The sequence below is a fragment of the Emcibacter sp. genome (assembly GCF_048269205.1).
In the GTDB taxonomy this organism is placed as follows: domain Bacteria; phylum Pseudomonadota; class Alphaproteobacteria; order Sphingomonadales; family Emcibacteraceae; genus Emcibacter.
Map to the genome: position 1 here is coordinate 630,734 of NZ_JBLXJC010000001.1, position 22,058 is coordinate 652,791.

The 22,058-nt window shown below is 51.6% G+C and carries 20 protein-coding genes and 1 tRNA gene; 13 read left to right on the forward strand and 8 right to left on the reverse strand.

Features of this window, described 5'->3' with window-relative positions:
* Nucleotides 1-167 precede the first annotated feature (167 nt).
* The 3 genes from ACN0YD_RS03010 to ACN0YD_RS03020 all read right to left on the reverse strand — a co-directional run bounded on the left by ACN0YD_RS03010 (nucleotide 168) and on the right by ACN0YD_RS03020 (nucleotide 4,275).
* Nucleotides 168-1,526 (reverse strand): flagellar hook-basal body complex protein, encoded by a 1,359-nt coding sequence (locus tag ACN0YD_RS03010; RefSeq protein WP_417317161.1) that lies wholly within the window; start codon nucleotides 1,524-1,526, stop codon nucleotides 168-170.
* Nucleotides 1,527-1,640: 114 nt separating this feature from the next.
* On the reverse strand, nucleotides 1,641-2,345 hold the full coding sequence (locus ACN0YD_RS03015) for a flagellar hook assembly protein FlgD (protein WP_417317162.1): 705 nt from the start codon (nucleotides 2,343-2,345) through the stop codon (nucleotides 1,641-1,643).
* A 13-nt stretch (nucleotides 2,346-2,358) separates the two neighbouring features.
* Nucleotides 2,359-4,275, reverse strand: a complete 1,917-nt coding sequence (locus ACN0YD_RS03020) for a flagellar hook-length control protein FliK (protein ID WP_417317163.1) — start codon at nucleotides 4,273-4,275, stop codon at nucleotides 2,359-2,361.
* 270 nt (nucleotides 4,276-4,545) lie between these two features.
* Here ACN0YD_RS03020 and ACN0YD_RS03025 point away from each other — a divergent pair, with 270 nt between their 5' ends.
* The 9 genes from ACN0YD_RS03025 to ACN0YD_RS03065 all read left to right on the forward strand — a co-directional run bounded on the left by ACN0YD_RS03025 (nucleotide 4,546) and on the right by ACN0YD_RS03065 (nucleotide 12,470).
* Nucleotides 4,546-4,785, forward strand: a complete 240-nt coding sequence (locus ACN0YD_RS03025) for a hypothetical protein (RefSeq protein ID WP_417317164.1) — start codon at nucleotides 4,546-4,548, stop codon at nucleotides 4,783-4,785.
* Nucleotides 4,772-6,886 carry a flagellar hook-associated protein FlgK gene (flgK, locus tag ACN0YD_RS03030; RefSeq protein WP_417317165.1) on the forward strand — a complete coding sequence of 705 codons (2,115 nt, stop codon included), beginning with the start codon at nucleotides 4,772-4,774 and terminating at the stop codon, nucleotides 6,884-6,886. Before ACN0YD_RS03025 ends, flgK begins: the two co-directional genes overlap by 14 nt.
* 48 nt (nucleotides 6,887-6,934) lie before the next feature.
* The gene (locus ACN0YD_RS03035) at nucleotides 6,935-7,858 is read left to right on the forward strand and encodes a flagellin (RefSeq protein ID WP_417317166.1); all 924 of its coding nucleotides are present in this window, start codon (nucleotides 6,935-6,937) and stop codon (nucleotides 7,856-7,858) included.
* Nucleotides 7,859-8,009: 151 nt separating this feature from the next.
* A complete protein-coding gene (gene mnmA, locus ACN0YD_RS03040) occupies nucleotides 8,010-9,140 on the forward strand; it encodes a tRNA 2-thiouridine(34) synthase MnmA (protein WP_417317167.1) in 1,131 nt (376 codons plus the stop codon).
* A gap of 127 nt (nucleotides 9,141-9,267) precedes the next feature.
* Nucleotides 9,268-9,344 (forward strand) — tRNA-Met (locus ACN0YD_RS03045).
* A 192-nt stretch (nucleotides 9,345-9,536) separates the two neighbouring features.
* Entirely contained in the window at nucleotides 9,537-10,727 is a 1,191-nt protein-coding gene (locus ACN0YD_RS03050) for a potassium/proton antiporter (RefSeq protein WP_417317168.1), read from the forward strand.
* Nucleotides 10,728-10,838: 111 nt separating this feature from the next.
* Complete coding sequence (locus ACN0YD_RS03055; RefSeq protein ID WP_417317169.1) at nucleotides 10,839-11,225, forward strand: hypothetical protein; 387 nt, start codon at nucleotides 10,839-10,841, stop codon at nucleotides 11,223-11,225.
* 157 nt (nucleotides 11,226-11,382) lie between these two features.
* Nucleotides 11,383-12,225 carry a universal stress protein gene (locus ACN0YD_RS03060; RefSeq protein WP_417317170.1) on the forward strand — a complete coding sequence of 281 codons (843 nt, stop codon included), beginning with the start codon at nucleotides 11,383-11,385 and terminating at the stop codon, nucleotides 12,223-12,225.
* Nucleotides 12,222-12,470, forward strand: a complete 249-nt coding sequence (locus tag ACN0YD_RS03065) for a hypothetical protein (protein ID WP_417317171.1) — start codon at nucleotides 12,222-12,224, stop codon at nucleotides 12,468-12,470. Before ACN0YD_RS03060 ends, ACN0YD_RS03065 begins: the two co-directional genes overlap by 4 nt.
* 243 nt (nucleotides 12,471-12,713) lie before the next feature.
* On the opposite strand, the gene ACN0YD_RS03070 is transcribed toward ACN0YD_RS03065, so the two are convergent.
* Entirely contained in the window at nucleotides 12,714-13,343 is a 630-nt protein-coding gene (locus tag ACN0YD_RS03070) for a peroxiredoxin (protein WP_417317172.1), read from the reverse strand.
* Between the two features lie 163 nt (nucleotides 13,344-13,506).
* Between ACN0YD_RS03070 and ACN0YD_RS03075 the strand changes: the two genes are divergently transcribed.
* The 4 genes from ACN0YD_RS03075 to metB all read left to right on the forward strand — a co-directional run bounded on the left by ACN0YD_RS03075 (nucleotide 13,507) and on the right by metB (nucleotide 19,240).
* Nucleotides 13,507-14,355, forward strand: a complete 849-nt coding sequence (locus tag ACN0YD_RS03075; RefSeq protein WP_417317173.1) for a LysR family transcriptional regulator — start codon at nucleotides 13,507-13,509, stop codon at nucleotides 14,353-14,355.
* Nucleotides 14,356-14,555: 200 nt separating this feature from the next.
* The gene (locus tag ACN0YD_RS03080) at nucleotides 14,556-16,352 is read left to right on the forward strand and encodes an assimilatory sulfite reductase (NADPH) flavoprotein subunit (RefSeq protein ID WP_417317174.1); all 1,797 of its coding nucleotides are present in this window, start codon (nucleotides 14,556-14,558) and stop codon (nucleotides 16,350-16,352) included.
* A 10-nt stretch (nucleotides 16,353-16,362) separates the two neighbouring features.
* Nucleotides 16,363-18,078: an NADPH-dependent assimilatory sulfite reductase hemoprotein subunit gene (locus ACN0YD_RS03085; protein WP_417317175.1), complete on the forward strand. Its 1,716-nt coding sequence runs from the start codon at nucleotides 16,363-16,365 to the stop codon at nucleotides 18,076-18,078.
* Nucleotides 18,071-19,240 (forward strand): cystathionine gamma-synthase, encoded by a 1,170-nt coding sequence (gene metB, locus ACN0YD_RS03090; protein ID WP_417317176.1) that lies wholly within the window; start codon nucleotides 18,071-18,073, stop codon nucleotides 19,238-19,240. Before ACN0YD_RS03085 ends, metB begins: the two co-directional genes overlap by 8 nt.
* 25 nt (nucleotides 19,241-19,265) lie before the next feature.
* On the opposite strand, the gene ACN0YD_RS03095 is transcribed toward metB, so the two are convergent.
* The 4 genes from ACN0YD_RS03095 to ccoO all read right to left on the reverse strand — a co-directional run bounded on the left by ACN0YD_RS03095 (nucleotide 19,266) and on the right by ccoO (nucleotide 22,056).
* Nucleotides 19,266-20,072, reverse strand: coding sequence for a DUF2189 domain-containing protein (locus ACN0YD_RS03095; RefSeq protein ID WP_417317177.1), 807 nt, complete (start codon nucleotides 20,070-20,072; stop codon nucleotides 19,266-19,268).
* A 204-nt stretch (nucleotides 20,073-20,276) separates the two neighbouring features.
* The gene (gene ccoP / locus ACN0YD_RS03100; RefSeq protein WP_417317178.1) at nucleotides 20,277-21,158 is read right to left on the reverse strand and encodes a cytochrome-c oxidase, cbb3-type subunit III; all 882 of its coding nucleotides are present in this window, start codon (nucleotides 21,156-21,158) and stop codon (nucleotides 20,277-20,279) included.
* Nucleotides 21,158-21,322, reverse strand: coding sequence for a cbb3-type cytochrome oxidase subunit 3 (locus tag ACN0YD_RS03105; RefSeq protein ID WP_417317179.1), 165 nt, complete (start codon nucleotides 21,320-21,322; stop codon nucleotides 21,158-21,160). Before ACN0YD_RS03105 ends, ccoP begins: the two co-directional genes overlap by 1 nt.
* On the reverse strand, nucleotides 21,319-22,056 hold the full coding sequence (gene ccoO, locus ACN0YD_RS03110) for a cytochrome-c oxidase, cbb3-type subunit II (protein ID WP_417317180.1): 738 nt from the start codon (nucleotides 22,054-22,056) through the stop codon (nucleotides 21,319-21,321). The genes ACN0YD_RS03105 and ccoO overlap by 4 nt, the downstream gene beginning before the upstream one ends.
* Nucleotides 22,057-22,058: the final 2 nt, after the last annotated feature.

A 22,058-nucleotide genomic window follows, 5' to 3' on the forward strand; every position in this document is an offset into this window, starting at 1 on the left:
CCGGTAACGTTATTCACAGTTCGGAGGATACGAAAAGCTCTTTAAAAAATGCCTAATGAATTCGGTTAATTTGGGGGAAATAATAAATAAAATTTTACGGAACTGATCTGAATGAAACAAATAAAGCCGCCCCGAAATTGGGGCGGCTTTATTTAACTGATTGAAAACTAACGCTTAACGTTGTTAAGCTCACTCAACATTTCGTCTGCTGTTGTGATGATCTTGGTACTGGCGGAGAAGGCTCTCTGGGTTGTAATCAACTGGGTAAACTCGTTCGAGAGGTCCACAGTCGAGGCCTCCAGTGTAGACGGGGCCACAAAACCGGCGCCGCCCGTTCCGCCGATTTGCAGGGCAAACTCACCGGAATCGTCTGACAGGGTGTAACTGTTGCCCTGTCTACGGGTCAGGCCGTCCGGGTTCTGGAATACAGCCACCGGCAGCTGATAGACCTCTCGCGTCAGGCCGTTGTCGAACAGGGCGGTGACCGTTCCGTCTACCGAGATCTCCACGCCGGTCACATTGCCGAATACGGCGCCGTCAACAGAGGAGGAAATCAGGGTGGAGAGACTGTCGAACTGGGTGAAACCATCACCCACGCCATCGGTTCCGAAGTCAAAAGTAATGGTACTCGGGGTCGCCAGGGCGGCATTGGCGGCAGAAACTGTCCAGGTGATACCTACCGGTGCCAGAAGAGAAGCGCTGGTGTTGGGGATATCGATGGTGCCGTCCGAGTTGAAGGCCAGTGTTCCTGTGGCAATCTGGCCAGAGTGCAGCGGGGCGGTTGTGGTAATCTCACTTGCTGGATCGATAAACATTTCCACGTGCCATTCGTTGGCTGTCGTACTCTTCAGCGCGGCAATGGTGACGGTGTGTGCCGTACCCAGGGAGTCATATATGGTGATATCCCGCTGGAAATCGGAATCAATGCTGCCGTCCGCCATGGAGAAACCGGCAAGGCCGGTATAAGTGGCTTCAGCCGGGTTCACATCCTGGGTGGATTGCAGGTTGGCCCTGAAGCGGACGGAAGTGGTGGATTCCGCCGTACCGGTCAGGCCGGAAACGTTGATGGGCTCAAGGGCCGAAATTTCACGGTTCTGGGTGATGGTGCCGTCAGACTGGATCGGGAAACCCAGAAGATAGAGACCGGCTGTGTTTTTCAGGAAGCCCGCTTCATCGGGGGCAAAGGACCCGGCCCGGGTGAAAGCGATAGGGCCTTCCTCCTGAATAACGGTGGGCGAGTTGCCAACGACAAAGAATCCTGCGCCGTCGATGCTGAGATCCGTGGCGGAGGCCGAGGACTGCAGTAGTCCCTGGCGACTGATCAGGCTCCTCGGCAGAGACTGGACACCACCGGGAGAGTAAGAGGTGGTTGAACGGGACTCTGTTACCAGGGTGGTGAAGCTGGCGCGGGTCTCCTTGTACCCAACCGTGTTCACGTTAACAATATTATCCGAAATCATGCCCATGGCGCTGCTGTATGCAGTCAGGCCGGAAACTCCGGAGTAGAGTGAAGCGTAAAGACTCATGCCATTACTCCTTTTTATGTGCTGCCACCGGCAGCGGGTTCATCTTTTCGAGTGATGCGTTTCACGCGTTTCATCCTGATGTATTCTTCACCAGAGGTCGGGTTATTTATGTCCCTAGGTTTCTTCGGGAGGAGTATCACCTCCCGTGTTGTCATCAGTTGTATCTGATGACGGGATTTCCTTGACGGCCAATACCTGGTCCGGCGCGAGAATGATGCCGTTGGAGGCCAGGTAGGGCAGGCCGTTTATGGTTTCAATACTGGTTACCTTGCCCACGGAATAGATGTTGGTGGCGATTGCAGTGCCTTCTGCAGTGGCAGGCTGCACAGAAAGCGTGTAAATGCCGTCTTCAAGGTCATCGGGAGCATTCCATTCAAACTGATGCAGTCCCATTTCGGTCTCGCCATATCCCTGATAAACCACTTCTCCGGTCTTATCGCTGGTAATGGTAATCTTGGTGGTTTCGGCCGTGCTGTCGACGGTGTATTCCCACTTGAGTTTGCCGTCATTGAGACCTGCCTTGTCGGTTTCCACGGTAATTTCCTTGCCGAGATAGCTGTTGACCGCATTGCTTACGCTCTCACTGGACATCTGGCTGATCAGGGTTTCCAGGTTTTTGTTGGCCGCAATCTGCTGTTCAACGCCGGTAAAGGAGACCAACTGCTGGGTGAATTCATTGGAATCCATGGGGTCCAACGGGTCCTGATACTGCAACTGCGTGGTCAGCAGAGCCAGGAAATCGTCAAAATCCGAGGCAAGCTTGTCGCTTGCATTCTGTGCAACGGAAGGTGTTGATGTTGCGGAGCCTACTTCAGACATTTACCAGTTTCCTTTATATGCTGATATCCAGGCCGTTGTCGGCAATATTCATGGCGACAATTTCGGCGGGTACAGTTTCTTCACCAGACATGTCACCATCCGGCAGATGGTCGGTATCTGTTCCGGCAAAGCCCTTACCCTGATGGTCTCCGGCCTGCTGCCTCAGATTGAAATTCAGGTTGCCCTGGTTCATGTCAAAGCCTGCGTTTTCCAGCATTTTGCTCAGGCTGCCCTGATCTCTTTGCAGCAGGGCGAGTGTTTTCTCATTATCTACGGTAAGCGTCGTTATCATTTTTCCGTCGGAACCGAAATCCATCTTGACGTCAACCTGCCCCAGTTCGGCAGGGTGAAGCTTCACGGTGAAGGTGCTCTTGCCGGCCCCTGTGTGGCGGTTGATAGCAGCAATGATCTGCTCACTGGCGGCCTGGGAGGAAACGGTTGAATTTTTTGCCAGTGTTCCTGTGGTCAGGATATCGGTGGTACCGGCTTCCTGCAAGGCAAGTCCCTGGGTGCCGATCACCAGGTTTTGTCCCATGTTCAGGTTCAGGGTAGAGAAATCCGTCCGTGAATTGAGGGCGTCCAGCGGCATTTTTTGCAGCAGGGTGAATTGTTCGCCAGCATTCTTGACGGCGGAATCATTCCGGCCTGCTGCCGGGCTGCTATCGTTTGCGGCAACCTTGTCGCCCCGGGCATTATGTTCACGGCTGGCGGTTGACTTATCCTCTCCGTCGGCAATTGCGGCATTGCGCTTTTCGTCCCGCCCGTTTTCACGGGGGTTACTGTCGCGGTTACCGCGATTGTCAGCCGATTGCAGCGGGGCGGTCTGGCCTGCATTCTCTTTTGCCGAAACGGCCTGATCCGGGCCTGTATCCGCTGCTGCGTTCTGTTGCGGTGCGGCGGCTGCCGCAGTGGTTGTGGCATCTGCTTTCGCAGCAGTTTCGGCGCTTTCAGCAGGACCCTTTTCGGGAGACGCCGGACCGTCATCGGCTGATGATTTACCGTCTTGTGCAAACTGCTGTCCTGAAGAATCGCCACCGGCGTCTTTGTCGGCCGGTTCCGTGTTGCTGCCGGAGATTACGCTTTTATCTCCGTCGGAGGATTTCTCACCTGGCTGAGGATTGTCTTTTGCACCTGTGTCGGTACCGTCCCGGGCAACAATAGTTTCTTGTTCCGCAGTTGTCGTGGCCTCTTTGGAGACGGTTGAGGTTTCAGCCGTAACTGTTGAGTTTTTGGCAGTCTCCGCTTGTGTGGACACGTCCTGTGCGGTAGTGGATTCCGCCGCAGCCGCGGCGGCGCCTGTCTGGTTAGCCTGTCCATTGGCCGGGGTTGTTTCGGCACTGGCGGACTTGTTACCGTCTTTGCCGGTTGCGGCAGTGTCAGCATCTTCGGGTGATATTTCGTCACCGTCCATCAGCGGAGTATCTTCTATACCCTGGGGCGAGGCCAGGGGATCCTGTCCTTTTTTATCCAGGGCGTCAGGGTTTTTCTCTCCGGCATGTTCTGCGAGCAGGGCGGCAACATCTGTGCCGGATTCTGCTTCCTGGTCTGTGGTCGCAGTCTCTTCGCCAGTTTCTGCCGGGGATGTTTCATTCTCCGGCTGCTCGGAAGAGCCCTCGGCCTGTGTCGTTTCATTCTGACCAGAAGATGTTTTTTCCGCCGTGGTCCCTGTGGCCTCTTCACCAGACTGTGACGTGTCTGTGGCCTCTGTTTCCGATCCGGCGTTCTTCTGTTTGGCTTTTTCTCCGGTTGGCGTGTTTTTAGACGCAGGTGCCGGGGAAGACTGACCTGCTTCCTCGGAAAGATATTTTCCGAACAGGTCTTTTGTTCCCTGATCTGTGCCGGAAGAGGAAGAGCTAGCGACTTTACCTGAAGTCGCGGTTCCCGAACCCGGAGCCATATAGGCGTTATATATGTCAGTACCTGTGGTCATAGTTTGCCTGTCAAAATTTTCCGTTCAACAACCAAGCAAGAAGCGGGCCAGTTTTTGATGTTGAAATAAGATATTGATTTTTAAGTATTTTTATTTTTGTGCCGCATGTGTCTTTGCTGCGGGAGGCAAAAGATTCCCGATTGTGGAGTAACTTTTTTCCCTCTTGCCGCCCGGAGGCAGCTTCTGCCCGGTGCCGAGGTTTTGCTTCGTTGAAATGGCCTGGTGAGGGCGCGACGTGGAAAACTGGCCCCATCCTTGCATGGTAATTTTATGAAAGCTGGTTCCGGCAGATTGTGTATGCAGGTCCCGAACGGACAGATGAACCGGCATAAAAGTGGAAAAAGCAAGAAAAATCAAATGGTTAAAAAAGAAGATATTGATATGGAAAAAGGCTGTCGTCGGATGGCTGCAGAGATTTCCACAGGGAAAAAATGCCCTGACCAGGAAAGCTTTTCCTACTCTTACCGTTATTTTTCTTTTGAAATGGAGGTGCTGAATGTCAATCAATAGTATTCTGAACACGGCACTGACAGGACTTTATGTAAACCAGTCTGCCCTGGCGACAACGTCGAACAATGTGGCCAACGTCAATACGCCGGGTTATGCGCGGCAGGTTGTGCATCAGGAAGCCTTTGTGACCGGCACAAAGGCCGGCGGCGTCAAGATCTCCGGCATCGAGCGCGTTGTGGACCAGTTTCTGGTCCGTGCGACTTATAATGCCAATTCCCAATATGGGCGCTATGAAGTGGAAAATGTATTTCAGGAGCGTCTCCAGTCCTTTCTGGGGCGGCCTGATCAAAACAATTCCCTGGCTGGTGATATTGGGGATGTCTTCGAGGCCATTTCGGAACTGGCGCTCAATCCGTTGTCTTCCATCCTGAGAGAAGATGTTCTTTCGTCCATCAACCGCTTTGGTACAGACCTGAATACCCTGGCGACCACAATTCAGGAGTTGCGGCAGGATGCCAGTAACCAGATTGCGGAGTCTGTCAACAAGGTCAATGCTCTGCTCGAGCGTATTGATAGCCTCAATCCACTGATTACCCGGGAAGTTGTCAGCAACGGAGATGCGGGCTCTCTTCTCGAACAACGTGCCCAGGCTCTTTCGGAGCTGTCTGATCTGGTTGACATTACCATTACCGATGCAGGGAACGGGGTTATTTCCGTCACCACCTCGACAGGCGTCAGTCTGGTCGGGCAGACAGGTTACCGGCTTGTTTACAATCAGCCGGGCCTTGTGACATCCAGTTCGACCTTTGAAGCCATTACCGTGCACAAGATCAACAAGCTGACCGGAGAACTGTCGGCCTCGAGCGTCAAATTGAACGACGATATCCAGGGCGGTTCCATCAAGGGGCTTCTGAACCTCCGGGACAAGGAATTGCCTGAAATTGCCGAACAGCTCGGCAGGCTGGGCGCCGAGTTTGTTGACGAGGTTAACCGGATCCACAATGAAAATGTCGCCGTGCCCGCACCGGCCGTGCTGACCGGCAACAATGTGGGCCTGCTGGGGACCGATCCTCACGGTTTTACCGGGGATGCGGTTTTTGCCATTACGGATGCCGACGGCAATCTGGTGAACAGCGTCACCATTGATTTCGATGCCTTGGCCGGCGGCACCATAAATGATGTGATTACGGCCGTGAATGCCGGTCTGGGCGGGGCGGCAACACTGGCCATCACCAACGGGGTGATGAGTTTTACGGCAGCCGTGCCCGGTGAAGGGGTCTCCATCTCCCAGGTGGCGGCTGACCCCAGTGAACGCGCGGGGAGAGGGTTTTCCCATTATTTCGGGCTCAATGACCTGGTGGAGGCCGATGTGCCTGCGCATTTCGAGACCGGTATCGTCGGGACAGATAACCATGGTTTTACGCCCGGCGGAACCATATTCATTGAACTAAGCAATGAAAACGGTCTTCCGCTTGCCGATTATACACTGACCATCGGCGGAACCAGTTATAACGATCTGTTGACCGACCTGAATGCAAGTCCGCTGGGCACTTATGCCACCTTTTCCTTCTCCCCGGAGGGAGAGCTTCTCATGACGCCCTTCTCGGCGTTCGGTGAATTGTCCATGCATGTGAAGAGCGACAGTACGTCGCGCGGCGCCACCGGCATCTCGCTGTCCCAGTTTTTCGGGATCGGGGACGAGTTTGTTGCCGATGCGGCGCTGGCGATGAAAATCAAGGATCATATTGATATTGATTCGGCCCTGTTTGCCACGGCTCGGCTGGACCAGACAGCCGTTGTCGGGGCTAACGCCCTCAGCATTGGCGATCAGGAAGGCGTGCTGGCCCTTCAGGACCTGCAGGAGACAGTCGTGCATTTCACCCAGGCCGGCGGCCTGGCGACTATGGACGTGAACCTGGGGCAGTATGCCTCTTCGATCCTGGCGGACATCGGTTTGCGTGCCAGCCTGACGGAGGGATATGCCAGTGACACTCAGGCGCTGGCCGATCAGCTTCACCAGAAAAACACGGATGTATCAGGGGTTAACCTGGACGAGGAACTGAGCAACATGATCATTTACCAGAATGCCTACAGTGCGGCGGCAAGGATCATGCAGTCGGCTCAGGACCTTTATGATTCACTGCTGGGAGCGTTCCGCTAGAGGAATGCTGTCGGTAAAAATGCTGCATTTATGAATGGACTATAGGATATGACCAGAGTTTCCAGTTTCGGCCATCAGCAAGTGATGCTTTCCAGTCTGCTCAGAAACCAGGAAAAGGTTTTTGACAATCAGATGACCGTGACCACCGGCAAGAAAGAGCTGCATTACAGCGGCCTTGCTTCCGAAGTCGATACCCTGCTCGGGGCAAAAAATACGCTTTTGCGTACCCAGAGTTATCTGAATTCAACCGATTATGTGGAGCGGCAGCTTTCCACCAATGATATTCAGCTTGACGCTTTGTTTACCAACGCGGAAAATGTGCGTGACACGGTGCTTAACGCCATTGCCATGGAGGAAACTTTCTCTCTCGAGGAGGCCCTGAATGACGCCTTTACCTCCATGATCAGCGCCCTGAATACCAGGATCGGCGGGGTCTATATTTTCAGTGGGGCCAGGACGGATGTGCCGCCGGTAAACGCCAGTGATCTTACGGATCTGGTCGCCGCCGCTGCTGCAACGGATCTTTTCGAAAACGACAACCGGATTCCCACGGCCAAGATCGGCCAGAATACGGAAATGGAGTATGGCATTCTGGCCGATGACGTGGCGGGGGACATCTTTACCGCCATGAAAAACCTGGCGGATTTCGACGCCGGGGCTTTCGGGCCCATTGACGGACAACTCACCCCGGTCCAGCGCACTTTCCTTGAAGGAGAGCTCTCCACACTGGAGAGTGCCATTGACACGATTCAGCTTGTCATCGCCCGGAACGGCAACCGGCAGCAGTCACTGGAAAATACCATGAACCAGCATCTGGAGGGAGAAGCCTTTCTCAAGGTTTTCATTTCCGATATCGAGGATGCGGATATTGCCGAGGCCATTACCAATCTGGAAAACAACCAGGTGGCGCTCCAGGCCTCCTATCAGATCACAAGCCAGTTGTCGCAGCTTTCGCTGTTGAATTATATCTGATTTCCACCGGAAAAGGGCCGCCAGCGGTCCTTTTTGCCGCTTTCTCCTTGAAGTCGGGCGGGGGATGATATATCTGCCCTTTATGAACACACTGTCCGAAACATATCTTCCCGGGGCTAATGCCCCGTGTGACACGCCTGTGAATTCCCCTGTGAATTCGTTGGGCGTGGCCAAACCCGTGGCAGAAACCCGGGTGGTGGTGGCCATGTCCGGCGGGGTGGACAGTTCGGTGGTGGCTGCTCTTCTGAAGGAAGAAGGTTATGATGTGGTCGGCATTACCCTGCAGCTTTACGATCACGGGGTGGCGGTGCAGAAAAAGGGCGCCTGCTGTGCCGGGCAGGACATTCATGATGCCCGCCGGGTGGCGGAGGCCATCGATATTCCGCATTATGTGCTGGACTATGAAAGCCGCTTCCGCGACAGCGTCATGGAAGAATTCGCCGACAGCTATATCCGCGGCGAAACCCCGATCCCCTGCGTGCGCTGTAACCAGGAAGTGAAATTCAAGGATTTGCTGGACACGGCCCGGGACCTGGGCGCTGATGTCATGGCCACCGGTCACTATGTGCGCCAAAAGGTTGAAGGCGGCCAGGTGACGCTGGAACGGGCGGTGGACCAGGGGCGGGACCAGAGCTATTTCCTCTTTGCCACTACGCAAGCGCAGCTTGATTTCATCCGTTTTCCGCTCGGCGGCATGGAAAAGGACGAGGTGCGCAGGCTTGCGGCCAAATACGGCCTGGAAGTGGCGGCCAAGCCTGACAGTCAGGACATTTGTTTTGTGCCCGACGGCAGTTATGTCAGTGTGATTGAACGCTTGCGGCCCGGCGCTTCGGAGCCTGGCGAGATTGTTCATATGGACGGCCGGGTGCTGGGCGAACACAAGGGCATCATCCATTACACCATCGGCCAGCGCCGGGGAATCGGCATTGGCGGCGGCGATCCGCTCTATGTGATCAAGCTTGATCCGGAGGGCGCCCGGGTTATTGTCGGCCCCAGGGAAGCCCTGGAAATCACCCGGCTGGAACTCAGGGAAGTAAACTGGATCGGTGCCGGGGATATCCCGGAAGATGGTATTGAGATCCGGGCCAAGGTCCGTTCCACCCGCCCGCCGGTGGCGGCCCGGCTTTATCCGGTAAAAGACGGCATTGCCCGTATTGACCTGATCGAGCCCGAGGCGGGGGTATCGGCCGGCCAGGCCTGCGTCTTTTATGACGGGGAGCGGGTGCTGGGCGGGGGCTGGATCACGCGGGCCCTTGCCAACTGGGAGCAGGAAGCGGCCTGACCTCAATGAGGGAGCCAAAAAACCGGTTTCGGGGCAAAAAGACGATTGACTAAGGCCGGAGCAGGCGATATACCGCTCCCTGTTCGGGCTCATGTTATAGGGTCGGAGCGGTCCTTTTCTTTTCGGGGGCGGAGTAGCTCAGTCGGTTAGAGCAGCGGAATCATAATCCGCGTGTCGGGGGTTCAAGTCCCTCCTCCGCTACCAATTGTCTCCCACTTTGTTGTCATAACGAAAGTCTGGTCCATTTTGGTGTGGTTCTTTGCCTTCCGCAAAATTGAGAATATCTTTGAAGGTCTGTAGGAGGCGTACAAATAGTCTAAATATTTTCACTTTGGTATTGTACTGTTAGACTCAATTCCTACAATTATAACAGTATCTAAATATCTGGCCGTTTTGATGGAATTCACAAATCAATTTATCTTCTTTAGTGGCTTGCTACTGTGCCTCGCCATTCTTGCCGGAATTGCTTCCAATCGAACAGGAGCGCCATTGCTATTGGCTTTCCTGGCGGTGGGAGTGTTGTTTGGTGAGGATGGCCCGGGAGGTATCGTTTTCAATGATATGTCTCTCAGTTATTCCGTTTGTTCTCTTGCTTTGGCCATCATTCTTTTTGATGGAGGCATACACACACCGCTGAAGAACTTTAAGCAGTCGCTTGGGCCGGCTCTGCTATTAGCAACGCTTGGTGTTTTAGTTACGACGGGAGTCGTTGCTGTTGGTGTCTTGTACTTTTTGGATGTCGGTGTTTTCCAGGCATTATTGTACGGTGCAATTGTAGGTTCAACCGATGCAGCGGCTGTTTTTCTTCTCTTGCGTCAACGGGGAATTTTGCTGAAACCCCATATGTCCAGTACTCTGGAGGTGGAATCCGGAATAAATGACCCGATGGCGATTTTTCTAACCCTCATCTTCGTTCAACTCCTTTTGCTTCAGGATGGTGAGTTAAATACATTTGAAATTGGAGGAGAATTTGTCCGCCAGGCAGGAATAGGGGCCGCTCTTGGATATGCCGGAGGCCGTATACTTATCTGGCTCTGTGATCGCCTGGAACTTGCGTCGGGTTTGTATCCTATTTTTGCCCTTGCCGGGAGCTTGTTACTCTTTGGTTCGACAAACCTGTTGGGCGGGAGCGGTTTTTTGGCCGTGTATCTCGCGGGGTTACGTCTCGGCAATCATGATTACAAGACAAAACAACTGGTTCGCCAATTTATGGATGGACTGGCTTGGTTATCCCAACTCGGAATGTTGCTAATTCTTGGTTTGCTGGTAACACCCTCTAAGCTCATTCAGGATATTCCAACCGCTATGATTATCGCAGGTGTGCTTATTTTTCTGGCGCGTCCTGTAGCTGTCTTTATATGTCTTATATTTAATGATTTTACCTGGCGGGAAAAGCTTTTTATATCCTGGGTAGGGCTACGTGGCGCGATCCCCATTTACCTTGCCATTATTCCGGTTATGTTCGGACTGGAAGGTGATTATTTCAACATTGCTTTTATTATTGTGTTTTGTTCCTTGTTTTTGCAAGGCTGGACAGTAAGAATAGCTGCTAAAATTCTTGCAGTAGAACAGAAGGAGCCGATATGAGGGGCGGCGCAATCAAGCGTAATTTCCTCGGCATTGATTATGGTGTTACGCTACTGCGGATAAATTGAGAGTAAGGGATAGATAAACCTGGGTGCGTCTGAGGAATACCCCATGAAAAGACTAAATTTTGTATTTTCTCTGCTGGTACTCGTTCTAACAGCCGCCCTTTCATTGAATGGCGTTTCCCCTTATTCCTCGTCCCTCGAACTTAAAGATGCAATTCATCCTGCAAAGCCAGTAAACCACCCACTCTTTGAACGTCATAATTCCACCAATGCAGTTGTACGCCATCAATATGGCAATAAAATCGTGGACACCAGCATAGCTGAGTGGAATGGCGATTTCTGTGGAAATGTTGCTTTAGCATCAGTTTATTCACTTACACTTCCTGGGAATATCACGACAAAATCTGGCGCCTCCCGTCGGTTCGAAAAGTCTTCAGTGCAGGAAGCTTTCCAGCCCAGGGCACCTCCCGTTTCTAATGTCGAGTACTCATAATCTAGTTTTAGGTTCAAGGGGTGTCCCCTCGGTTTTTCTGGGGTGAAGAGGTGCCACCAAGATCCTGATTTTATCTAAAAGAAATTGGCAACGATTAACAGAGGTGCTCATCAAAATATGTGCATGTGGTTTTTGTTCGCCTGACGGGAAAATATCGATGAAAAATATACTGATCGCTACTGATCTTACCAGCCAAAGCAACAATGCTTTCAGGAGAGCCGTTCAGATTGCGCAAATTGCAGGCGCGAAGCTGAATGTTCTGCATGTGACCTTCCAGCCTTTTATTTCTAGTCTCGTGAACAAGACTGGAGAAAATCATGACAAGATAAGAAAGAATATTGTCGATTGTATCGAAGAATATTCAGGGGAAAAGACGTTGAATTATGAAATACACATAGCTGACAGAGGGAGAGTTTACGATCGAATAAATGAATATGCTCGGAGGTTGTCAGTGGATGTTATTGTCATCGGTCGTGGGGGGCATCCGCAAAATTCAACCAAGTTGGCATTTTCTATCGGCGAGCGTGTTGTTTCACAAGCTTCATCACAGGTGCTTGTTGTAGGCAATGTTGTGGCAGAAACGTATAAGCACTTCCTGGTTATGGCGAATATTTTCCACTACCCAGCAAGAATGATGCGTACCATTCGTGCGCTCGGAACTACTCCAAAACCAACCCTGTTATTGAGAGCTCCGGAGAAGCCTGAAATGCCACGATTTATTCTGAAGTTATGCGAGCTGTTTTATGGTGCGGTTTGCAGAAGGTTTATCAAACTTGCATCAATTGACTTGAATATGCCGGAGACTGATATAACCACTTCTCAGGTTCGTAATTTTGATGTGGCAACTCTCGCAATACAAATTGAGCAAGAGAAATCAGAGGTCATTGTGATAGATAATAAGCTTGCTTTCTCAAGTGCCTCTGAAATCAATAACAATATATGCGACCTGTTATATAGAGTCTCATGCGACATTCTTTTTTCTCGGGAGGTGGTAAAATGAAGTCCATCACCAGAATACATCTCGCAGCTATCCTGAGTGCGCTTATTGTTTCCTCATTTATTGTCACAGAGATTGCATTGATTTCATCTGTCATTGTCTCTGTAATTACTGAGGGAGTGCCGGAATTTGTAATTGACGGAATCCTATCGCTGGGAATTTTCTGGTTTTGGATAAAGTTTTTTCTTCATGTCTATCGAGTAGAATTTTCCTTACTAACTGACACAGTTAAAGAGAAGGCGGAATAAACTTTAAGGGAGAAGCCGACAGGCATCCTGAGCCCTTCCAATAGATTTTCCAGTTGGACTATTTATGCGGCAAGACTTAAGAAAACTGGGCAAGGGGTAAGTGCAAATCCCGGGCAGGGTTTGAACCTACCGTTTAAGTTAAGGGTGCCGATGGTTCAGCAGGTGGCATGTACTGCTCAAAAATGTTTGAAAACGGTAAAACCTTTCCAGTCGTGTGAAAGGTTTTACCGGGTCAGATATGATTCAGTCCAGCTGGACCATTCTCAAATAAGGTTTCAGGGTTTCAAACCCTTGGGGGAACATGCGCTGGGCCTCTTCATCAGACAGTTTGGGGGAGACGACAACTTTATCTCCGGGCATCCAGTTCACCGGCGTGGCGATGCTGTTTCTGTCCGTCAATTGCAAACTGTCGAGGGCGCGGATCAACTCATCGAAATTCCGGCCGGTACTTGGCGGATATGTCAGGATCAGCCTGATCTTTTTATCCGGATCTATCACAAATACGGAGCGTACGGTTATGGTCGGGTCGCATTGTGGCTGAATCATGCCATAGAGTTCTGACACTTTCCGGTCGGCATCCGCAATTATCGGGTAATTAATTGCCTGTCCTTGTGTTTCCTCAATGTCAGCTTCCCATTTATGGTGCGATTCTACCGGGTCGACAGAAAGCCCAACGACCTTGGTATTGCGCTTTTCCCACTCTTGCTTCAGGCGGGCTACTTCGCCGAGCTCAGTGGTGCAGACAGGGGTGAAATTTTTGGGGTGACTGAAGAGAATGCCCCAGGAACTGCCGAGCCATTCATGAAAGCGGATCGGGCCCTGTGTGCTTGCCTGTTCAAAGTCTGGTGCTATTTGACCGAGCTGAATTGTCATATGTTTTCTCCTTGTTAAAACGGCATAGTGGAACAAATTTAAAGGGCAAACAAACGAATATTATATTGTTTTAATAACAAAATAATTGATGTATGAACCATGCTGTGGATTGTCAGTTTGGCAGATCTGCCGGCATGGATTTTATCAGGAGGGGTGAGCGGACATGGACATTAACGTGGCCCATACGTTTCTGGAAGTTGTGAAAACGGGTAGTTTTGTAAATGCTGCAGCGAATTTGAATCTTACACAGACTGCCGTCAGTGCACGAATTCGTTCTCTGGAAGAGCAACTTGGGCGACCTGTGTTTGTGCGCAATAAAGCGGGTTCGCGTTTGACGCCGGCTGGGGAGCGTTTTTTCAGATTTGCAACTACGTTGGTGCAGGTATGGGACCGGGCAAAACAGTCGGTGGCGCTTCCTCCTGGCCGGGATTCGATTGTTGTTATAGGCGCGGAGATCAGTCTCTGGAGTCCCTTGTTGCGGCATTGGCTGATCTGGATGCGCCGTGAATGCCCGGATGTTGCAATCCGGGTTGTGATTGACAATGCGGAGCGTCTTATGGAGCAGGTGCAGGAAGGCTCAATGGATATTGCTATATTATATGGAGCTCCGCGCCGGCAGGGAATAATTGCCGAGTTACTGTTTGAAGAACAACTGGTTATGGCCAGGACGACGCCTACGGAGCATCCCCTGAACGTTGATGATCATGTCCTGGTCGATTGGGGGGAGGATTTTTTGTCGAGTTATGATGCAGCTTTTCCTGATGAGCAAAATCCCGTGTTGTCAGTAAGTTACGGACCATTGGCGCTGGACTATATTCTGGCGACAGGGGGAAGCGGGTATTTCCGGAAAGGGTTTATCCGGCCATATCTGGAGGAAGGGCGACTTGCCATTGTTCCGGATAGTCCCGAATTTGCCTATTCCGCATATGCTGTATATTCCACAAAAGCAGATCAAGGGGTGATGGAACGTGCCCTGAGCGGATTACGCACTACGGCCAGGATTGCTTCCTGATAAATCTTTTCGGCCAGAGGCTTGTCTATTGTGCAGTATGTCTGACGATGACTTTGTTAATCAGTAAATTATATGAAAAATATTGTTATAAAATAGAATTATTATTCATTTGTGCTTTCTTAGCATGTGGGTCAAGTTGACCGCAGTCCTCCGGTCGCGGAGGTCTGCTGACAGTAAAATTTGCCTTACGGAAGAAGAAAGTGACAAAAGTAATACAATCCCCTTTATCCAATGATCAGAAAAAACTTGTTGAGGCGCTTTCCTCCTCGATAGGGATGGAGGAAGCACGTTGGATCAGTGCCTATTTTGAAGGGTTTCGCGCTGCCCTGCAATCTTCCGATAACGGGGGACGCGGGAAGAAGCCGGCCGCCCGGTCCCTGACTATCCTTTATGGTTCTGAAACCGGCAATGCTGTCGCGATTGCGGAACAGTTGCGAAACCGGGCAGTGGAATGTGGACTTGAACCGCACTTGAAAGATATGGCTGACTACAAGTTTCGCCAATTGGATAAGGAAGAAGATCTCCTGATTGTGGTAAGTACTTATGGGGAAGGGGATCCGCCTCAGCCGGCTGTGGGGTTTTTTGAATTTGTCGAGGGGCGTAAGGCCCCCCGTCTGGATCACCTGCGGTATGCAGTTCTTGGCCTTGGCGATTCCAGTTATGAGTTTTTTTGTGAAGCCGGCAAGCGTCTTGACCAGAGGTTTGAGACCTTGGGTGCAAAACGTCTTTCGCCCCGGGTTGATTGTGATATTGATTACGAAAAACCTGCTGAAGAGTGGTCAGTTTCGGTTCTGGAGACACTTGGAACCGGGGAGGCGCCCGGGGCAGAGGATAGTCGGAAAATGGAGTCAGTTCTTTTTCCGGCTTCTCCCGTAACAGACTTTGACAAAAAAAATCCATTTATCGCAACGGTAATCGAGAACCTGCGTCTGACCGGCGCCGGGTCAACAAAAGAGACGCGTCACATTGAAATTTCCATCGAAGGTTCTGGTTTGGTTTATGAACCGGGAGATGCCCTTGGTATATGGCCTTCAAATGATCCCGAAGTTGTCGCGGCACTTCTTGACAGTCTGGGAATGGCGGGTGATTTTGAAGTTGAACTCAATGGCAAGACGATCACGCTCGAAGCGGCTTTTGCTGACAAGCTTGAAATTACTACGGCAACACCAAGGTTCCTCACCCCCTGGGCTGAAAGAAACGGATTAGATATTGCTGAAGTGCTGCAGAAAGAGGGTAATGGCTGTGACACGGCAGCGTTCCTGGGCAGGCACCATATTGTGGATATTGTCCGGAAGTTTCCCTGTGACACTATTTCCCCCCAGGACTTTATTGGTATATTACGTCCTCTCCAGCCCAGGCTTTATTCCATTGCCTCCAGTATGGCGGCTGTTCCCGGCGAGGCTCATCTGACGGTGTCAGCTGTGCGTTACCGTCTTGGGGGTGAAGAACGTACGGGCGTCGCATCCGGTATGCTTGCGGACCGGATTGAAATGGACAGCGAACTGCCTGTCTATATTCAAAAAAACAGACATTTCAGGTTGCCCGTGGATAAGGCCCCCATCATTTTGATTGGGGCCGGTACCGGTATAGCACCCTATCGCGCCTTCATGCAGCAGCGCGAAGCAGATGGTGAAGGCGGGGAGAGCTGGTTATTTTTCGGCGAACGCAATTTTCGTACGGACTTCCTTTATCAGACCGAGTGGCAGGGCTGGCTGAAAGACGGAACCCTGGGACGCATGGATGTCGCCTTTTCGCGTGACGGGGTGGAAAAAATATATGTCCAGCACCGTATCCGGGAGAGGAGCCGCGAATTGTTCGAGTGGCTCGAGAAGGGGGCACATATTTATGTCTGTGGCGATGCGGAGAATATGGCCAGGGGGGTGCATCAGGCTCTGCTGGAGGTTATCGCAGCGGAAACAAAGGCAAATGAGACTATTGCAGAAGAATATCTCCGGCGGCTGACAGCGGACCATCGTTATCACAAGGATGTTTATTAGGGGACAGAAAATGGAAAGCAAAATTAATCGAGAGAATGATCTCTCCCAACCGCTTGACCGCCTCGGCCCAGATGAACGTATGAAAGCCGAAAGCAATTACCTGCGGGGGACAATTGTGGACGGATTGTCTGACCGTATTACAGGGGCTATCCCGAACGAGAACGACGTAAAACTGTTAAAGTTTCACGGCATATATCAACAGGATGATCGTGACATCAGGGAAGAGCGCCGCCGACAGAAGCTGGAACCGGCATATCAGTTCATGATTCGTGTCCGGCTGCCGGGTGGCATCTGTACACCGGAACAATGGCTGCAGCTGGATAGTCTCGCACGGGCCCATGGCGGTAGTTCGCTCCGGATAACAACACGACAGACCTTTCAGTTTCACTGGATGCTGAAGGATAATATACGCCCGGTACTTCAGGGACTGCATGAGGTTCTTCTGGATACTATTGCGGCCTGTGGGGATGACAGCCGCGGTGTTATGTGCACCGTGGATCCTGAAGTTTCCCCATTGCATGCGGAGGTTTCGGAAATGGCGAAAATGGTCAGCGACCATGTCATCCCGAAAACACGGGGATATCATGAAATCTGGTATGGCGATGAATGTCTGACACGTCCAGGTTCGGAAGAGGAGCCTTTCTACGGGACAACCTATTTACCGCGAAAGTTCAAGATTGGTTTCGCCTTGCCACCGTCAAACGACATTGATGTTTATGCCCAGGATCTGGGATATATCGCGATAGGTGATCAACACGGCCTTGCGGGGTTCAATGTGGCCATTGGCGGCGGTATGGGGCGAACCGATAATAAACCCGAAACATATCCCCGACTGGCGGATGTAATAGGGTTTGTGCCGGCCAGTAAATTAATGGCCTGTACAGATGCCGTCATGTCTTTGCAGCGGGATTTCGGGAACCGCAAGGACCGTCAGCGCGCCCGCTTCAAATATACGATTGATGACAAGGGCCTTGACTGGGTCAAGGCGGAAATCGAGCACCGTATGGACATGAGTTTCGAGCCGGCGAGAGCATTCAGTTTCCATTCTAATGGTGACTCCATTGGATGGACGAAGAGTGAGGATGGTGCTCATCATCTGACTTTGTTTATCGAGAATGGCCGACTGTCCGGCGATCTGCTTGACGCCCTTCGTGATATTGCCTCTATTCACAAAGGGCATTTCCGACTTACACCAAATCAAAACCTGATCATTTCTGGGGTGCGGCAGGAAGACCGGGATGCGATCGAAACTGTGCTTGGTGAATTTGGGGTTTCACCTTCCGGTTTGTCCGGAATTCGCCGGAACTCTATCGCCTGTGTAGCTCTTCCGACTTGCGGTCTTGCCATGGCGGAAAGCGAAAGATACCTACCCGGACTGATTTCCAAAATAGAAACTATTTTGAGTGACTTTGATTTGTCCGATGAACCGATCACCATTCGTATGAGCGGTTGTCCTAACGGCTGCTCACGGCCCTATATCTCTGAAATTGGGCTAACGGGACGTGCGCCGGGGAAATATAATCTGTATCTGGGCGGTGGCTTCCATGGCCAGCGCCTGAGCCGGATGTTCCGCGAAAATATCAATGAAGAAACCATTCTGGAAATTCTTCGCGACCTTTTTGGTCGGTATGCCCGGGAACGGCAGGAGAATGAGCGTTTCGGGGATTTCTGCATCAGGGCGGAGATTGTTCAGGAAGTGAAAGAAGGACGATTTTTCAATGACTAAAAAAGAACCCGGGCTTGTCTCCGATGAAACCATGGCGGCCACATGGGGGGTGGCCTCAGACAAGGAATTCGGTGCGGTTGCGCCGCCACTGTATCTTACCAGTACCTTCGAGTTCGAGGGATTTGATCACCCCCGCATGTATGATTACGGTCGGGCCGGAAACCCGTCCCGTGAGCTTTTGGCCAGTGCCCTGACAAAACTGGAGCAGGGGGCCGGGACCATTATTACTTCCAGCGGCATGTCAGCTGTTGATCTGTTGCTTGGGCAGTTTGGCCCGAACGACCTGATTTTGGCGCCGCATGATTGTTATGGCGGCACACGACGCCTGTTGCTGGCACGGTCCGCCCTGGGACATTTCAGGATTGCTTTTGTTGATCAGGGAAATGAGACCGCTTTGCTGGAGGCCCTGAAGGAAGAACCTGCACTTGTTTTTGTGGAAACACCAAGCAATCCTCTTATGAGGATTGTAGATATTTCCGATATTGCGTTCAAGTCAAAGGCAATTGGAGCGCTCGTCGCGGTTGATAACACATTCCTGTCGCCTGCCCGACAGAAGCCGCTCACTCTTGGTGCTGATTTTGTGCTTCATTCCACCACAAAATATCTGAACGGTCACTCGGACGTGATCGGAGGGGCCATAATTGCTGCAGACCGGGAGCGGTTTGTTGCTTTGCAGAATTGGGCAAATATTGTCGGAACATCGGGAGCGCCGTTTGACTCCTGGCTTACCTTGCGGGGATTGCGAACTTTATTCCCCCGCATGAAATGTCAGGAAGAAACGGCCGGGTTAATTGCAGAATTTCTGGATAATCACGCAAATGTCAGGGCCGTTTATTATCCGGGATTGCTGTCACACCCCGGTCATGCCATTGCCAAAAAACAACAGCAGGGTTATGGCGCGATGCTCAGTTTTGAACTGGAAGGTGGTGTGAAAGAAGTTCGTTCTCTGGTCCGGGAACTCCGCCTGTTTACTCTGGCGGAATCGCTGGGCGGGGTTGAAAGTCTGGTCTCGCATCCTGTTACCATGACACATGCGGATATGGACCCTGAAGCACGTAAGGTTGCCGGTATCAGTGACAGTTTGATCAGATTGTCTGTCGGGCTGGAGTCTGCAGAGGACCTGATCGAAGACATGGGCAGAGCCTTGAAACTTGCGGGTTAAACTTTTCAGAGCCGGATTTCCCGGGTCAGTCGGGTCGGTTTCCGTTTTCCGGCCTGAATGTCCTGTAGGCATGCCAGGTGGCATGACCCAGTAGCGGGAAAATAACAATAAGTCCTATGAAACCACTAACGATGCTCACCAGAAACAGGGCAAGAACCACAGCCCCCCAGGCAAGCATCACCGGTAGGTTGTTCCAGACAAGAGCCAGACTTGCCCCCATGGCGGAGAGGGCATCCGTTTTCTCGTTCATCAGCATGGGCAGGGAAAAAACGCTAATGGCATAGGCGAAAGCAGCAAAAAGACCGCCGACCAGAGAGCCGGTGACCATTAATGACCAGCCAGCCGATGTATGGAAAAGCTGCGGGGCAATTTCATTCAGTCCCTGAAACGGCAGAAGACCAAAAAACAGGGCATACAGGATGACTGCGGCGCGAAGCCACAAAAGCATAAGTAGAGCCAGCAATACACCGGCAAATAGAATTTGTCCTCCGGAGCGGGGTTTGACAAAAACAAGACTGGTGAACTTTATGGGGTCTTTACTGGCCAGGCGGCGGCTCTTTTCGTACAGGCCGATGGCGATTGTCGGCCCGACAATCAGGAAACCGGAAAAGACCGGAAACAGTATATAATCCAGTTTCAGATAGAACAGGCCGAACACGATGGCCAGGGAAACCAGATAGATTGTGAAACCATAAAGCAGGCTGGAGCCGGGTGACTTCCTGAAATCATTCCAGCCGTTATGTAACCAGGTATTGATGATCCTTACCGGCAGCTCTCGTTTCCACCTGTGGTTCCGGGGGAGGGGGGGCAAGGTTTTGGGGAGTGAAGTCATGATAACGGCACTTTCTGGTTCTGGAAAATTAACATGAAGGTTTTGCGGCTCTGTACGTTCTTTCAACGGGGCTCTCTTTCTTTAAATGATCAACACAAGAGGGCTGGCTGGTGACGGACACATAGACCAGATGTACGTTGGCAATAATGATCAGGAGCAGGCCTGCTCCCGTCAGAATCCAGACTGCCATGATGTATTTTCCCTTCATGGCTTTTCCTTCTCCAGGTTCAGTATATATAAAACAAGAAGCTTTCTTTCGGCAGGGGAAAGGCGGTGTTCCCATTGTGGCATCTGGCCCGTTCGACCACGGTAGATGGTTTCATATATGGACTGCCGGTCCCCCCCGTATATCCAGAAGTCATCTATAAGGTTCGGAGCGCCGAGTTCGATGTTGCCCTGCCCGGTTTCACCATGGCAGCTTGCGCAGTTTTCGCTGAAAATCTGTGCTCCTTCAGAGATTGCGGGGGCAGCCTCCGGAGGGACAGAATGGGGATCGGGCAGGGAGAGTATATAAGTAATAACTTTGGAGATTTCCGCCGGTGCAAGCATGCCGTCCCTGCCAAAGGCCAGCATTTGGCTCATGCGACTGTCTTCATGATCTGAATTAATACCAACCCGGATTGTTTCCGCAATATTTTCGGCAGTCCCTCCCCATATCCATGACTGGTCGGTCAGTGACGGGAATCCTGGGCCCCCATTGGCCTTGACCCCATGGCATACGGCACAATTATCCCCGAAAAGTGCTTTGCCGGTCTCCTGCGTGATCGGCATGATCTGGGGGTCTGCCAGAAGTTTCTCATATGTTCCGGCGACAATCAGTTGTTGCCATTGGGCACGTTTATTCTCAGTCTCGGCGAGCTCTTGAGCAAGCCGTTTTTTCTGATCCTCGCTAAGGATTCCTTTGGTATAGCTTTCGCCAAGTGGCCAGGAAGGCATAAGCACCCACCAGACAAGAGCGAAAAGAAATGTGGCAAGCAGGAACAGCCAGATTACCCTGGGCACCGGACGATTAAGTTCAGTGATCCCGTCCCATTCATGCCCGGTTGTCAGATAACCCGAATATGGATCTCTTTCTTCTTTCGGCATTATTCTTCCTTATCGTCTAGAATGCTTTGGGCTGCCGCCCGGAATTTTTTCTTGTTTCCGGGCCGGAAAGCATAAAAAACCACGCAGATATACACGGCAATAAGATAGAAAAGCCCGTAAGTTTTTGAGACATACACCAACGTCTCATGACTGAAGAGGGTCATGGTGTTTCTCCATCCGGGTTGCGGGGGTGTTCGCTGGCTGAGGTAAGTTGTCCAAGTATCTGCAAATAGGCGACAAGGGCGTCCATTTCTGTCAGTCGTTCCGGGTCACCGTCAAAGGCGCGAATATTGGTATCCTCACCATAGCGCCCGGCAGTATCTTCACTGCCATCGTCGTCCGGACGGGTCTGAGAGTAAGTATCCCGGGCGGCATTTTCAATCATCGCCTCCGTATAAGGCACCCCAAGCCTCTGCAGGGCACGGAGTTGTTTTGCTAGCGTAGCCGTTTTCAGGGGTGTTTCAAGAAGCCACCTGTAAGCCGGCATGATGGATTGAGGGACCACATCGCGAGGATTTACAAGATGCTGAACATGCCATTTGTCGGAATATTTTTCTCCCACTCGTGCCAGGTCCGGTCCGGTGCGTTTTGATCCCCAGAGCATTGGGTGGTCATATTTGGATTCAACAGCCAGGGAGTAATGGCCATATCTGTCAACATCATCCTGTAGTGTCCTGATCATTTGCGAATGACAGGCATAGCATCCCTCGCGCATGTAGATGTTGCGCCCGGCAAGTTCCAGGGGGGTATACACCCTCATATCCGGGGCTTCTTCAACGGTTTCGGATATGGTGAACAGAGGGGCGATCTCGAACAGTCCGCCAATGCTGGCAACCAGTATGATGGCGAGTGCAAAACCGATGCGGTGTTTTTCAAGTTTATAATGTGTCTGAAACATAA